We start from the raw sequence: 14,703 nt of genomic DNA, 5'->3' as shown, positions 1-14,703 counted from the left end.
CCCGCTATCGCGCGATGAGCGCGGTGAAATCCGCTACGGACTCTTCCAGCGGGCGGTCATTGGAGAATTGAATCACGTCGGGGCCTTCCAACCTCACGCTCTCCGCGCGATCGAGGCGGCGGAGAATATCCTGCTCCGTTTCCCGCCCGCGACTGCGAAGACGCGACTCGAGGACATCGCGCGGCACCGAGATGTTGATCACTCGGACGTCTTGGAAACGTTCGCGCGCCTCGTCGATGACCGAGCGGGAGACATTGACGATTACATGCGCGCCGCGCGCGAGCTCCACCTCAATTGAAGCAGGAACGCCGTAGAACAGTCCGTGAGCTCCCCAACTGAGGCTGTATTCACCGCGATTCCGTTTGCTCTCGAAGATCTCCACGGAAACCGGATTGTGGTCCTCTCCTCCGGCCTCCGCCGGACGGGTGATGTCACGACGCACGAAGACGTGCTGCGGACTTTCCCGCAGCAACTCTTTCGCACCGTCAAGAAGACTATCCTTTCCGGCCCCTGACGGGCCGACAACCAGCCACAGAATCCCGGTTCCGGCTTCATTCTGCATCGCACGGCCTCACGCTAAAAATCATACTCCCGTAGTACCCGGCGGCATCACTTTTGGCGAGGGCTCTGCCCGCGATTTTTTCAATTTAATCAAATGGTCACATAGTTTTTTCGGAACCGAATAGCGGTTTGGCTCTCGATCATGCAAATTCGGCACTTTCAGATATTTCAAACCCAAACTAAATTCTCCAGCATGTTTCAGGAACTCAATTACGTAATGGGCGACCGCCGCCCCGAAGACGGCACGCTGCTCGAAGTGGCCCCGGGTATTTACTGGCTCCGGCTGCCGCTGCCTTTCGCGCTCAATCACGTAAATCTTTACCTACTCGAAGACGATGCCGGCTGGGTCATCGTCGATTGTGGCCTCAACTCGGAGAACTGCCGGGCTGCCTGGTCGCGCATCCTCGCCGACGTCATCGGCAGCGACCCGGTGCAGGCCATCATCGGCACCCATTTTCATCCCGACCATGTCGGCCTCGCGGGCTGGCTCCAGGAACGGACCGGCGCACCGCTATGGATGAGCCGTACCGAATGGCTCAACGCACGAGCCTACTATCTCGATACCTCCGACGACTTCGTCGAACAAATGGTCGGCTTCTACGGGCGTCTCGGACTGGGTGGCGAAGTCAGCGGCGAAATGCGGGCGATCGGCAACGAGTACCGGAAACTGGTCTCTCCGATCCCGCCCGCCTTCAACCGGATTGGGCCCGACACGCGCCTCACGATCGGCGGCCGGGTCTGGCGGCCGTATTTCGGCGCCGGTCATTCACCGGATCATGTCTGCCTTTATTCGGAGACGGATAACCTGATGCTCGGCGGAGATCTTTTGCTGCCGCGCATCACGCCGATCATCGCCGTCTGGTGGACCGAACCGGACGCCAATCCGCTGCAGGACTTCCTCAGTTTTCTCGGCCGTATGGAGGGCAGCGAGGACGAAATGCTCGTACTGCCCGGCCATGACGGCCCCTATCGCGGCGTGAATTTCCGCATCGGCGCCCTCAAGAGCCACCACGAGGAACGGCTGGACGAAACGATCTCGGCCTGTGAGCGCCCCGCCTCGGCGGCTGTGATCATGAAATCACTCTTCGACCGCGAACTCGACCTGCACCAGACCCGCTTCGCGATCGGGGAGACGCTGGCGCACCTGCATCTGCTGATGCGGGACGGGGAGATCCGGAGGGACGAGGCCGAAGACGGGACTTATCTTTACGGGCGCGCCGCCTAGCCGATTTCCCCGTCCTGCACGACACCGCTGATGAGATTTTCCCGGTAGAGCGCGGCTTCGTCCAGCCAGGCCGCAGCCGGAGACAACGCGCCGAGCAATTTCAGAACTTCTTTCTCCTGGGCGCGACGCGCCTCCTCCGCCCCGGCGACATCGATTTCCTCGAACAACAGTGTGTCACCGGGTTTCATCCGCCCGAGACGCGGAATGTCGGCCGAGATCACCGTCCCGATTTTCGGATAGCCGCCGGTCGTCTGATGGTCCGCGAGCAGGATGATAGGCAGGCCGTTGCCAGGCACCTGGATCGCGCCGGTGACGATCCCGTCGGAAGTGATGTTGTAACCGCGTGCATGCTCCAGCGCAGGTCCTTCGAGACGCATTCCCATACGGTCCGCTTCCCGGCTGATCGTGTATTCCGACGTGAGAAAGGCCGCCGCGCTTTCGTCGGTGAAATAATCGCGTTGGGGGCCGAAGACCACGCGCATCGGGCCACGTTCTTCGAGATAGGAAAGGTCTTCGAGCCGGAGCTCTCCCCGTGCCTCGACCTCGGCAAGCCGCAACGGCAGCTCGTCTCCCTCCTGCAAGGCACGTCCCTCGAAACCGCCGATCCGGGAGCGGCCATAGGTCGAGAGACTGTCGAAGACCCGCGGCAGATCGAACCCGCCCTCGACGCAGAGATAGGCGACGCCGCTATCGGCGACCGGTGCCACGGACAGGCGCTGGCCGCGCCGCAGCGTCACGCTCTGGTAAGACGGCAGAACCACCCGCTCACCGGCCTCGACGATCAATTCGGAGCGCGTCCCGGTCAGGGCGACGCGGACGCTCTCGGCCAAAACCTCCAGGGTCGGGCCGACAAGGCGAAACTCTACGGCCGCGACCCCGCCATCGTTCCCGACCAGCGCATTGCCTATGCGAAGCGAAACCGGGTCGAGTGCGCCCGAGACCGGCACGCCGCGATTCTGGAAGGCGGGCCGGCCGAAATCCTGCAGCGTCGGCGCGAAACCGGCCTGTATGACCTTGAGACTGCTCACGGCGCGACCTCCTCTGAGACCGCTTCGTAGTCTCCGGCCTCAACGGCCTTGCGCAGACTTTGATACTCGCCCGCGGCGACAGGCTCGAAACGGATCCGGTCACCCGCGGCCACCAGGATCGGCTGGGCGCGAAACGGATCGAAGAACTCGACCGGCGTGCGGCCTATCAGGTGCCAGCCGCCTGGGCATTCGACAGTGTAGATCGTGGTTTGCCGCACCGCGATCGAGATCGAGCGCGCGGGAACCTTCACGCGCGGCTCGAACAAGCGCGGAATATCGAATTCCTCCGGCAACAGGCCGAGATAGGGAAACCCCGGCAGGAAGCCCATCATGAAGATTTCCAGCGGTTCGGCCGCATGACGCCGTACGACTTCGGCGGTATCGAGCTCCATTTCCCGCGCGACGTTGTCCAGATCTGGCGCGCAATCCCCCTCGTAGCAGACCGGTATCGACCAGAGCCTGTAGGCATCCTCGCCGGCATCCTCGTGGTGCAGCATCTCCGAGATCGCCGCCTCGAGCGTCGCGGCCCCGGTTACGAGCGGATCGTAGTGCACCATCAGGGAGCGGATCGTCGGCACGATATCGACGATGCCCTTCTGCTCCGATTCACGCAGCTTGAGGGCGAGATGGCGCACGCGGCGGTTCACCGCGGCATCGACCGCCTCGCCGAACTGCACCACAAGCGCGGTATCGCCCGCGGGAAGAAAGACAGGTTCCGACATGACTATGGTTCTTCAGAGGACATGGACCGTGCGAAGGAAATGGCGTTAGTCTTCGGGCACCCATCGACTTCCGTCCGGGAGGCGCCCGCGCACTCCCAGACAATAGCCACGTGAGCGACACATGACCAAAGTTAATCTGAACGCCGACATGGCGGAGGGATTCGGCGCCTATGACATCGGCGACGACACGGCCATGCTGAAGATCGTGAAATCCGCGAACGTTGCCTGCGGCTTCCACGGCGGCGACGCCAATGTCATGGACCGGGTCTGCGCCGCCGCGAAAGCGGAGGGAGTCAGCATCGGCGCCCATCCGGGGTTCAACGACCTTTGGGGCTTCGGGCGGCGCCGCATCTCCATGTCGACACGCGAGGTGGAGGCGATGGTGGCCTATCAGGTCGGCGCCTTGCAGGCGATGGCGGCGATGCACGGGCTCAAAGTCACCCATATGAAGCCGCATGGGGCGCTCAACAACATGGCTTCCGAGGACAAAGACCTCGCCGAGGCAATCGTACGGGCGACGAAGGCGGTCGATTCCGCGATCATCCTGCTGGCGACGACCGGCTCGGAACTGCTGAAGGCCGGAGAGCAACTCGGCGTTCCAACCGCCTCCGAGGTCTTCGCCGACCGGACTTATGACGCCAATGGCAGCCTCACGAGCCGCAAGCGCGACGATGCGATGATTCGAGACCCGGAGCAGGCGGTCGAGCATGTGCTTCGGATGATCGAGACCGGAAAGGTCCTTTCGACCGACGGCGTCGAGGTGCCGGTCATCGCCCATTCCATTTGCGTCCATGGCGACGAGCCGACCGGCCCCGCCGTCGCGGACGCCGTGCGCAGGGCACTGGAGGCCAAGGGGATAGAGGTCGTTCCCCTGCCCGACGTCCCCCTTACCTGATTTCACATCACTTCACGTATCCAAGGAGCTTCCACGTGAGCCGCGAGCAAGCCATCTCAGCCGCCGCCGCCTATTTCGACAGCGGCGACTTCCTGAAGGACATGAGCCGCCGGGTGGCGATCCGCACCGAGAGCCAGCTCTATGAAGAGCGCAAGCCGGAGATGGAAGCCTATCTCGCGGAGATGCGCGCGACACTGGAGCCCATGGGCTATGTCTGCGAGCGGTTCGACAATCCCTCGCCCAAGGGCGGCCCCTTCCTGATCGCGACGCGGCATGAGGGCGACAACCTGCCGACCGTCCTCACCTACGGCCACGGCGATGTCGTGCGCGGCATGGAGGGCCAATGGGCCGAGGATCGCGATCCCTGGACCCTGACCGAGGTCGGCGAGCGGGTCTATGGCCGCGGCATCGCCGACAACAAGGGCCAGCATTCGATCAATATCGCCGGCATCAATGCCGTGCTGAAGACCCGCGGCAAGCTCGGCTTCAATTCCAAGATCCTGATCGAGAGCGGCGAGGAATCCGGCTCGCCGGGATTGGCGGACTTCGCTCAGCAACAAAAAGCGAAGCTGAAGGCCGACTTCCTGATCGCTTCCGACGGCCCGCGTATCAGCGCCGAGCATCCGACCGTCTTTATGGGCTCGCGCGGCGCCTATCCGATGGATATCACCTGCGACCTCCGCGAGGGCGCGCACCATTCAGGCAATTGGGGCGGCCTGCTTGCCAACCCGGCGGTCATCCTTGCCCATGCGCTGGCCAGCATCGTCGACCGGCGCGGGCAGATCCGCGTGCCGGAATGGCGCCCGACCACCCTCACCCCCGCAATCCGGGCCGCGCTCGCCGAGTGCGAGCTCGAAGCGGAGGAGAACGGACCGCAGATCGATCCGAACTGGGGCGAGGAATCCCTCACCCCGATCGAGCGGGTGATCGGGTGGAACAGCTTCGAGATTCTGTCCTATACGGCCGGTCTGCCGGAAAAACCCGTGAACGCGATCCCCGGACGGGCGACCTGCCGCGGGCAACTCCGGTTTGTGGTCGGAACTGATCCGGAAGACATCGTCCCGGCGTTGCGTCGCCATCTCGAGCGGGAAGGATTCCCGATGGTGACCGTGTCCGATGCCGATCGCGGCTACATGAAGGCAACCCGCCTTGACCCCGACCATGCGCTGGTGCAATGGGCGTCCAAATCAATCCAGCGTTCGACCAACAAGAAGACAGCAATCCTGCCCAATCTGGGCGGCTCTCTGCCGAACGACGTTTTCAGCGAAACACTCGGTCTCGCCACGATCTGGGTTCCGCATTCCTACGCCTCTTGCTCCCAGCATGCACCGAACGAGCACGCGCTGAAGCCGCTGCTGCGCGAGGGCCTGCAGCTCACGGCGGGGCTATTCTGGGACATCGGCGACGGCACCCTGCCGGAAAGCTGGTGACGTCATGACGACGCGCTGCATTCTCTCCGCCCAGGTCAGTCACGAGACGCATTCCTTCAGCGTGCTTAAGACCGGCTTCGACGCCTATCGGAGCCGGCTCTGCCATATCGGCGCGGACATGGTGAAACACATGTCCGGGACGGCGACGGAGATTGCGGCACATCTCGATGCCGCAAAGAAATATGGTTGGGAACTGATTCCGACCATCGCGGCCCACGCGACACCGAGCGGACCAACAACGGCCGAGGCCTGGGAGAAACTCGCCGGGACGGTACTCGCAGGTCTGGAGACCGGTCCGGTCGACGGTGTGCTCCTGGCGCTGCATGGCGCGATGGTGACTGAGCCTTTCCCGGATGCCGAAGGCGAGCTTCTCCGCCGTCTGCGGGAGCGCCTTGGCCCAAACGTTCCCATCGCCATCACCCTCGATCTGCACGCCAACGTGACCGACGAGATGGGCGAATATGCCGATTTCATCGTGCCGTTCCGGACCTATCCGCATGTGGATCAATACCAGGTGGCAACCGAAACCGCGGGCCTGTTACTGCGCACGATGGATGGCGAGATCCGTCCTGTGACGGTCGTTGCCCGTCGCCCGACGCTCTACGGCCTGAACCACGGGCGCACCCGGGAAGGTCCGATGGTCGAGGCGCTCGAACGGGCCGCCGCCATCAAGCAGGCCGATCCGTCGGTACTTGAGATCGGACTTTGCGCCGGGTTCGCCTGGTCCGACATTCCCGAGGCGGGCCCCTCGGTGATCGTCACGACAGACAACGATCCCGAAAAGGCGCAGGCAATCGCGGACGAGTTTGCCGATTTCATCTGGGAAACCCGCAAAATCAACACTGTGCCGCCACTATCCCTCGAGGAGGTCGGCGAATTGATCGCTAAAGCTTCCGCCGGAACCGGCACGGGGCCGCTGGTGATCGGCGATACGACCGACAATCCGGGCGGCGGGGGATATGGCGACAGCGTACGGCTGCTCGAAACCATCATCGCTACCGGCTGTGAGAAGGCCGCGATGGCGGCGATCTACGATCCCGAGGTCGCCGAGCAGGCCTATGCGGCCGGCGTCGGAGCGAAAATCGATATCAGCCTCGGCTCGAAAGTCGATCCGGCGCTGTACGGCCCCGCACTCAAGACCAGCGCCACGGTACTGAAGCTCAGCGAAACCGGCGCTTTCGTCTGCGACGGGCCGATGTGGGCGAATGTCGAAGTCAGGTTCGGCCGCTCCGCCCTGCTCGACATCTCCGGGGTGACGGTTGTCGTCGCCTCGAACAATATCCAGACGACGGATCAGCAATCCCTGAAGCATTTCGGCGTCGAGCCCGCCGATTTCAATGTCATCGGTGTCAAATCCTCGCACCATTTCCGCGCAGCCTTTGAGCCAATTGCGCGCGAAGTCGTTCTCGTCGACAGCGGCGGGCTCGTATCTGAGGACTTCAAGCAATTCCATTACACTCTACTCCGGCGCCCGATTTGGCCAATCGATCAGGATACCGGCTAAAAGGATTTGAATGGTCCTCTCTGCGCCGGGACAACTCAAATCACGGATCGCCGGTGAGCATCAGGACGAGAACCTTTCAAGCCCCCAAAACGAAAGTCACAAAAATCACGAAACACCAAAAAAACTAACAATTTTATGCATTAAATAACCCTTAAGGTTTCCGCGCGATAACCTTCACGACACCTTGGGGAAGCCGAGAGGCCGCCCCTGCGTCAAAGAGATTTTGATAATCGACCGTGTGAAGGAAGCACCCCATGTTGAAAAAATTCCTCGTTGCTGCAGCGATGCTCATCGCAAGCACCATGTCTTCTATGGCAAACGAGTACGGCACACCGGACGAAGCAAAGGCAATGGCGGAAAAGGCGGCGGCCCACATCCAGTCCGCAGGACTCGATCAAGCGATAAAAGACTTCATGACTCCGGGCGGAGACTGGCATGACCGGGATCTCTACGTCTTTGTGTTCGCGCCCGACGGCGTAACGCTCGCCCACGGCGCGAAAGCTTCCCTTGTCGGACGCAACCTAATGAAACTGCGAGATGTCGACGGGAAGTTTCTCACCAAAATGATTGTCGAAGTCGCCGACAAGGGTTGGGTTGACTACAAGTGGCAGAATCCGAAAACCAACGCCGTGGAACCGAAGACGTCCTACGTTATCAAAGTTGGCGATAAGTCTGTCGGCGTCGGCGCGTACAAGCGCTAATTCCCAATTTTCCACGCGGGATCGGAGCTTCGGCCGATCCCGCGTTCAATTGATCATTTCCGGAACGACGCCATGCTGAAGAACCTGCCCATAATCCAAAAATCCCTTATTGCTCCGGGGATCGCCTGCCTGATGATTCTCGTCATCGCTGGGGTCTTTTTCTTCGCATCGCAAAAAACAAGCAGTTTACGGGAAAAAGCGTCTTCGGCGGAGCAGCTGGTTGTCATGACCAAGGAACTGCAAAGCAGCCTGAACGCCGGTCATGCGACACTCTTTCGCGCACTGAGCTGGCAACAAGCGGGCGTTGCCGGCGACGACGTAGCCAAGGCCGCTGCCGAGGCTCAAGATATTTTCAACTCCGTTGATGCCCGGTTTGTCTCGATAGCGAGCGTGACCCCCAAGGCAAACGCAGAGGCCCTAACGGCCTTGCAGCAGGGTTTCTCGGCCTACAGGGCCACGGCAACTGAAACGCTCGACACAGTTGCCGTCGACGCGTTCTTGGCATCAATGCTGATGACAGACGCACATATTAGCCTACTTGAAGTCTCCAAGATGGCGCAGGCAATTTCGGATACGTTCTCCCAAAATGCTGCCGCCCTTACGGTCGAAGCTGCGGCAGCCCAGCGAATGGCAGAGTTGCAGGTCTTGGCTGTGGTTGTTCTGGCTTTTGCCGCATCACTCGCCGTCGGTGTGTTTTCCGGGCGTGCGATCACGACTCCGGTTCGCCGCATTACCGAAACAATCGAGAATCTTGCCAAAGGCCAAAGCGATACCGAGATCACCGACCAGGAACGGCGGGATGAAGTTGGGGCAATCGCCCACGCCCTTTCAATCATGAAGGATGGACTTCTCGAAAGGGAGCAAATGCGCGCGCGCCAGCAGGCCGAGGAACAAGAGCGCGCCGCAAGGGCGCAAAAGATCGAACAATCGATCAAGAACTTCGAAAACCTGATTGGACAGTCCATGACGGAACTGAACGATATGGCCTCCAATCTGAACGTAACCGCCACCGAGATGACCGATGCGGCCGGTCAGACCAACGTCCAGTCAGATCAGGTCGCATCGGCTGCTGCGCTGGCATCGACGAACGTCAACACAGTCGCCGCAGCGACGGAGCAACTCTCTTCGTCGATTGGCGAAATAACACGCAAAGTCTCCGAAGCCTCCAATATCAGCGGTTCTGCCGTTGCCGAGAGCGAGCGCACCAATGCTCAGATGCAGGCTTTGGCGCAATCTGCGGACAAAATCGGTGAGATCGTCACTCTCATTCGCGACATTGCCGAGCAGACCAATCTGCTCGCTCTGAACGCGACAATCGAGGCTGCACGGGCAGGAGACGCTGGCAAGGGGTTTGCGGTCGTTGCAAGCGAAGTGAAGAGCCTCGCCAACCAGTCGGCCCAGGCAACGGAGGAGATCTCCAATCAGGTCCAGGAGATTCAGCAATCCAGCGGAGCGGCCGTCGAAGCGATCAACCGGGTCACCGAACTGATTTCCAATCTCTCGGAATCTTCAACAATGATCGCAGGAGCTGTGGAGGAACAGTCTGCGGCGACCTCGGAAATCTCCCGGAACGTTCAGGATGCGGCCTCCGGCACCAACGAGGTCACCAACAGCATCGCGCATGTGAACGATGCAACCACCAAAACCAGCGCCGCAGCGGAGAATGTGACGGGAACGGCTTCACGGATGAATCAGTCTGTCAGCACTCTCCGCCAGCAGGTGGACGCGTTCCTTGCTGAAGTGCGCGCGGTCTGATTGGCGCTAAAGAGAAACTGCCTCAGTTTAAGCCGGACGGGTCACTGGGATCCGCCCCCCGATTAGCCGTCTTTTTTCTCGACCTCGCCGCCGGCCTTGATCCAAGCACCGAGACCGCCTTCGAGATGCGCGACCGGCGTCAGCCCCATATCCTGCGCGGTCTTGGCCGAAAGCGCGGAGCGCCAACTGGCCGCGCAATAGAAGACGAAGGTCTTATCCTCGCCGAAGAAGTCCTTGAAATAGGGGCTCGCGGGATCGATCCAGAATTCCAGCATGCCGCGCGGCACATGCCGGGCGCCGGGAATGCGGCCGGTCTTGGCGATCTCGCGCACGTCGCGCACATCGACGAACGTGACATCGTCGTTTCCGACCATCGCCTTCGCCTCCTCGATGCCGAGAATGCGCACTTCCTTGTTGGCCTCGGCCACCATGGATTCGACGGTCTTGATCTGCTTGGCGCCCATCGGGCCCTCCCTCCGAATTATCGTTCGGGGAGAGCCTAGGACGGGCGCTGTCTCGATGGAATGGTCTATCGGGAAAGGCAGCTATGCCCCCGTCCCCGTCAGGGCGGTCAGCCCTCCGCGGCCATCTTCTTCGCGTGCTTCTTACGCTCGTGAATGTCGAGATAGAGCTTGCGCAGGCGGATCCGGTTCGGCGTCACCTCGACCAACTCGTCGTCGCCGATATAGGCAATGGCCTTTTCCAGCGTCATCTTGATCGGCGGCGTCAGGTCGATGGAATCGTCCTTGCCGGCGGCGCGGAAGTTGGTGAGCTGCTTCGCCTTCAGCGGGTTCACGTCGAGATCGTTGCCGCGGCTGTGCTCGCCGACGATCATACCGGCATAGACTTCCTCGCCGCCGCCGATCATCAGCGGGCCGCGTTCCTCGAGGTTGAAGAGCGCATAGGACGACGCCTTACCCTTCTCCAGGCTGATCAGCACGCCGTTGCGCCGCGCCGGGATCGGGCCTTTGTAGGGACCGTAGCTGTCGAACACCCGGTTCATGATGCCGGTACCGCGGGTATCGGTCATGAATTCGCCGTGATAACCGATCAGGCCGCGCGACGGGCAGCGGAAGGTGACGCGCTGCTTGCCCCCGCCGGACGGCCGCATGTCGGTCATCTCCGCCTTGCGCTGCTGCAGCTTGTCGACGACGGTGCCGGAGAACTCCTCGTCCACGTCGATCACGACTTCCTCGATCGGCTCAAGGCGCTGGCCGGTCTGCGGGTCGGACTGGAACAGCACCCGCGGCCGGCTGATGGAGAGCTCGAAGCCCTCGCGGCGCATCTGCTCGATCAGCACCGCGAGCTGGAGTTCGCCGCGGCCGGAGACCTCAAAGGCGTCCTTGTCGGCCGTCTCCTTCACCCGGATCGCGACATTGCCTTCCGCTTCTTTCATCAGGCGGTCCCAGATCACCCGGCTGGTGACCTTGTCGCCCTCCTGGCCCGCGAGCGGGCTGTCATTGACCGAGAAGGTCACGGCGATGGTCGAGGGGTCGATCGGCTGGGCTTCCAGCGGCTCGTTGACGGCCGGCACGCAGATCGTGTCGGCGACCGTGGTCTTGGAGAGACCGGCAAGCGCGACGATATCGCCCGCTTCGGCTTCCTCCAGCGGCACCCGCTCGAGGCCGCGATAGGCGAGGATCTTGGTGATGCGCCCCTGCTCCAGCACTTTGCCGTCGCGCGAGAGCGACTTCACGGTAAGATTCGGCGCGACCTTGCCGGACTCGATACGGCCGGTCAGAAGACGCCCCAGATAGGGATCGGCCTCGACTGTGGTCGCCAACATCCGGAACGGCGCCTCCACGTCGACGTCAGGCGCCGGAACATGCTTCACGATCAGCTCGAACAGCGGCGTCATGTCGGTCCCGGTCTCGTCCGGAGCCTCGCTCGCCCAGCCGGCCTTGCCGGAGGCGAAGAGCGTCGGGAAATCGAGCTGCTCGTCAGTCGCCTCCAGCGCGGAAAAGAGATCGAACATCTCGTCCTGCACCTCGTAGGCGCGCTGCTCCGGCTTGTCGACCTTGTTGACCACGACCATCGGCCGCAGGCCGAGCTTCAGGGCCTTGGCGAGCACGAACTTGGTCTGCGGCATCGGCCCTTCGGCCGCGTCCACCAGAACGACCACGCCGTCGACCATGGAGAGGATGCGCTCAACCTCACCGCCGAAATCGGCGTGGCCCGGTGTATCGACGATGTTGATGCGGGTGCCGTTCCACTCGACCGAGGTGCACTTGGCGAGAATGGTGATCCCGCGCTCGCGTTCGATGTCGTTGCTGTCCATGGCCCGTTCCTGAACCTGCTGGTTCTCGCGGAAGGTACCGGCCTGTTTCAGCAGCACGTCGCAAAGCGTGGTCTTGCCGTGGTCGACGTGGGCGATGATGGCGATGTTTCTGAGGTTCATGAAACGGCTCCGTACGGGATCGCCGCGCGCCGCTTTCCGGCGCGGTGCCAGGCGTCCAAAACTGCGTTGAATTCCCGCGGGCGTCTCCGGCCCGGACATGGGTCAAACTGGGTCGCCGCTAAAATACGGATATTGCAGCGCAAAACAAGCGCAGGATTGCATGGCTGCATCCCACGTCGTTGTGAAGCGGGAGCGGCTTCCCCGCGCCCGGGGAATATGAGAACATAGTGCGAACAATTCAAGGGGACCGGAGATGGCGACATCGAGCGAACTCGCCGACTACATCACCGAAATGCTGGAGCCGCTCGGCGATATTCGCGCACATCGCATGTTCGGCGGCTACGGAATCAAATACGGCGAGGTGAATTTCGCCCTCTTGCTCGACGACCTGCCTTATTTCCGCGTCGATGAAAGCTCTCGACCCGGCTACGAATCCCGCGGAAGCGAACCATTCCGCTATCAGCGCAAGGGAAAGACCGCGACGCTGGTGAATTACTGGGAGGTGCCGGCGGAGATTCTCGACGATCCCGAAATTTTCCGTGACTGGGCCCGGACCGCGATCGATGCGGCCTTCAAGGCCCACAAGCCGAAACGCAAGAAGGCTCCCGCGTCCTAGGCCGATCCGCCACCAAGGAGCAAAGACCAAAGATTGAATTGCGATTAGGACTCATTCGCATTACGGTCATTCTGCCGGCCTTGTGTCGGGTGTCCCATTCATTCCGGGAGAAACGTCATGCGCACACTGACAGTCGACGACATCATTCCCCTACACACTTTCACCGGCAGTTATGGCAGCCAGTTCGATATTTCTCCCGACGGCCGGATCCTTGCGCACAGCCTTCACGGCGGGGAAAGCCGCACAGCGCACCATCGCTATTGCCTGGCCGGACTCGAGGGCGCCCATAGCGCCCGCCTCGGACTGACCGATCTCGCAGACGGCACCACGACCTGGATCGAGGCCCCCGAGGGGATTGCCCTCTTCTCTCCCAAATGGTCTCCCGACGGACTTCATCTCGCTCTGATCGGAACGGACGGCGCTTTCGTCAGCCCATACCTTCTGGACGCGACTACCGGCGAGATCACCCGCATTACGCAGCGCAACCTTGCGCTCGACATCCGCATGGAGACGTTCGCCTGGACCGGCGTCGGCGAACTCGCCTTTGAGCTGCTGCAGGTGAACGAAAGGCCCTATGGACTTGATCTCTGGTACCGCGGTCCGGAGCGCGCGCAACAGATGTGGAAACGCGGCTGGGCCGGCCAGGAGGCAAGCGTAAGCGTGCTCGGTTCTCGCCATTTCGAAAACCTGGAATCGCATCGCGGGCGTGTCGTTATTTTCGACCTCAAAAAGAACAGGTTGCGGGAGCATGGCAACCGCGCGCTACTGCGCGGCGCACTACGCGCTTTTGCCGACCGTCAGAAGCAGTGCCTGCTTCAGGTCGGAGAAAAGTGCACGGACGAGCGGCTGCCATTCGTCGCACGGACCTTCGCAAAGAACGAGGAACACGGAATCGCCATTCACGCGGCGCGCGAGGACGACGCGACCCGGGTCTATGCGAGCAATGCGGACGAAGTGACGGTCCTGCTGGAAGTCGATACACATCTTGCCGAGGTGACACCGGGCGCGCGGACCGTCATCTCGTCCCCTAGCGGCACGCCGCTGGTCGGATGTATCTTGCCCCCCGATGCCGAGCCCGGCCAGCCTCTGCCCGCTGTCATGTGGGTCGACCCTAACGAACGGCTGACCGAATTCGACGGCCCCGCCAACCGCCTCAACTACCCCTATTTCTACAACCTTCAGCTCATTGCGGCGCAGGGTTACGCGGTCCTGGTTCCGATGATCCCGTTTGACTTCGAGCCCGGCTCAAGCCCGGATCTCGTCGGCACCCTGGTATCCGCAGCGACGGCGGCGCACGACGCAGCGGTGTCGCATGGCATCGCCGAAGCCGGCCAGATCCACGCCTTCGGCGCTCTCAAAGGCGGCTGGGCTGTGCAGACGCTGCTGGCCGAGACCGATCTCTTCCGCTCCGGCATCTCGATCGGCGGGATCTCGAATTATACCAGCTATTACGGCCAGTTCGTGCCGCATTTCCGGCATGAGGACAGCCTGAAAGAGCGCACCGGCCTGAATTTCGAACTCGTGGAGAAATGGCACCACTTTTCCGGTCCGCCCTCAGCGGATCCCGCGGCCTATATCCGCCGCAGCCCGATCTTTTCTGCAGACCGGATCCAGGCTCCCCTGATGCTGCTCCATTGCGAATACAGCTCCGTGCCGATGGCGCAGTCGGAGGAAATGTTCACCACGCTCTGCCGCCTCGGCAAGGAAGTCGAATTCGTACGCTATTGGGGCGACGACAACGTATTTCTCAGCCCGGCGAACGTCCGCGACGCCTGGCACCGGATCTTCGGCTGGCTGAACCGGCTAAGCCCGGTGGGAATGCGGAAAGTCGCGTAAACCCGGTTGATTTGAGTGAGGCAGTGACACCG

The 14,703-nt window shown here is 61.9% G+C and carries 13 protein-coding genes; 8 read left to right on the top strand and 5 right to left on the bottom strand.

Going from position 1 to position 14,703, the window contains the following annotated elements:
• Window positions 1-4: 4 nt before the first annotated feature.
• Window positions 5-562: a phosphonate metabolism protein/1,5-bisphosphokinase (PRPP-forming) PhnN gene (gene phnN / locus NUH88_RS21765; RefSeq protein ID WP_257768956.1), complete on the bottom strand. Its 558-nt coding sequence runs from the start codon at window positions 560-562 to the stop codon at window positions 5-7.
• Window positions 563-754: 192 nt separating this feature from the next.
• On the opposite strand from phnN, the gene NUH88_RS21760 reads away from it, so the two are divergent.
• Window positions 755-1,786, top strand: coding sequence for an MBL fold metallo-hydrolase (locus NUH88_RS21760; protein WP_257768954.1), 1,032 nt, complete (start codon window positions 755-757; stop codon window positions 1,784-1,786).
• Here NUH88_RS21760 and NUH88_RS21755 read toward each other — a convergent pair.
• Together NUH88_RS21755 and pxpB are read right to left on the bottom strand one after the other, a co-directional pair.
• A complete protein-coding gene (locus NUH88_RS21755) occupies window positions 1,783-2,814 on the bottom strand; it encodes a 5-oxoprolinase subunit C family protein (protein WP_257768953.1) in 1,032 nt (343 codons plus the stop codon). The genes NUH88_RS21760 and NUH88_RS21755 overlap by 4 nt on opposite strands.
• Window positions 2,811-3,536, bottom strand: coding sequence for a 5-oxoprolinase subunit PxpB (gene pxpB, locus NUH88_RS21750; RefSeq protein WP_257768951.1), 726 nt, complete (start codon window positions 3,534-3,536; stop codon window positions 2,811-2,813). Before pxpB ends, NUH88_RS21755 begins: the two co-directional genes overlap by 4 nt.
• A gap of 121 nt (window positions 3,537-3,657) precedes the next feature.
• On the opposite strand from pxpB, the gene NUH88_RS21745 reads away from it, so the two are divergent.
• From NUH88_RS21745 to NUH88_RS21725, 5 genes are all read left to right on the top strand, one after another.
• The gene (locus tag NUH88_RS21745) at window positions 3,658-4,431 is read left to right on the top strand and encodes a LamB/YcsF family protein (protein ID WP_257768949.1); all 774 of its coding nucleotides are present in this window, start codon (window positions 3,658-3,660) and stop codon (window positions 4,429-4,431) included.
• Window positions 4,432-4,466: 35 nt separating this feature from the next.
• Window positions 4,467-5,861, top strand: a complete 1,395-nt coding sequence (locus tag NUH88_RS21740; protein ID WP_257768948.1) for a M20 family metallopeptidase — start codon at window positions 4,467-4,469, stop codon at window positions 5,859-5,861.
• A gap of 4 nt (window positions 5,862-5,865) precedes the next feature.
• The gene (locus NUH88_RS21735) at window positions 5,866-7,365 is read left to right on the top strand and encodes a M81 family metallopeptidase (RefSeq protein WP_257768947.1); all 1,500 of its coding nucleotides are present in this window, start codon (window positions 5,866-5,868) and stop codon (window positions 7,363-7,365) included.
• A 254-nt stretch (window positions 7,366-7,619) separates the two neighbouring features.
• Window positions 7,620-8,066, top strand: a complete 447-nt coding sequence (locus NUH88_RS21730; RefSeq protein WP_257768946.1) for a cache domain-containing protein — start codon at window positions 7,620-7,622, stop codon at window positions 8,064-8,066.
• Between the two features lie 72 nt (window positions 8,067-8,138).
• Window positions 8,139-9,821: a methyl-accepting chemotaxis protein gene (locus tag NUH88_RS21725; RefSeq protein WP_257768945.1), complete on the top strand. Its 1,683-nt coding sequence runs from the start codon at window positions 8,139-8,141 to the stop codon at window positions 9,819-9,821.
• A gap of 62 nt (window positions 9,822-9,883) precedes the next feature.
• On the opposite strand, the gene NUH88_RS21720 is transcribed toward NUH88_RS21725, so the two are convergent.
• Window positions 9,884-10,285, bottom strand: coding sequence for a rhodanese-like domain-containing protein (locus NUH88_RS21720; RefSeq protein WP_257768944.1), 402 nt, complete (start codon window positions 10,283-10,285; stop codon window positions 9,884-9,886).
• Window positions 10,286-10,392: 107 nt separating this feature from the next.
• A complete protein-coding gene (typA, locus tag NUH88_RS21715) occupies window positions 10,393-12,219 on the bottom strand; it encodes a translational GTPase TypA (protein ID WP_257768942.1) in 1,827 nt (608 codons plus the stop codon).
• Window positions 12,220-12,472: 253 nt separating this feature from the next.
• On the opposite strand from typA, the gene NUH88_RS21710 reads away from it, so the two are divergent.
• A complete protein-coding gene (locus NUH88_RS21710; RefSeq protein WP_257768940.1) occupies window positions 12,473-12,835 on the top strand; it encodes a TfoX/Sxy family protein in 363 nt (120 codons plus the stop codon).
• Window positions 12,836-12,952: 117 nt separating this feature from the next.
• A complete protein-coding gene (locus NUH88_RS21705) occupies window positions 12,953-14,671 on the top strand; it encodes a S9 family peptidase (protein ID WP_257768938.1) in 1,719 nt (572 codons plus the stop codon).
• Window positions 14,672-14,703 lie beyond the last annotated feature (32 nt).

Origin of the sequence: Nisaea acidiphila (genome assembly GCF_024662015.1) — a bacterium.
GTDB classification, from domain to species: Bacteria; Pseudomonadota; Alphaproteobacteria; order Thalassobaculales; family Thalassobaculaceae; genus Nisaea; species Nisaea acidiphila.
Note: the sequence above shows the minus strand (reverse complement) of the source record. Positions and strands in the feature narration are given on the sequence as shown.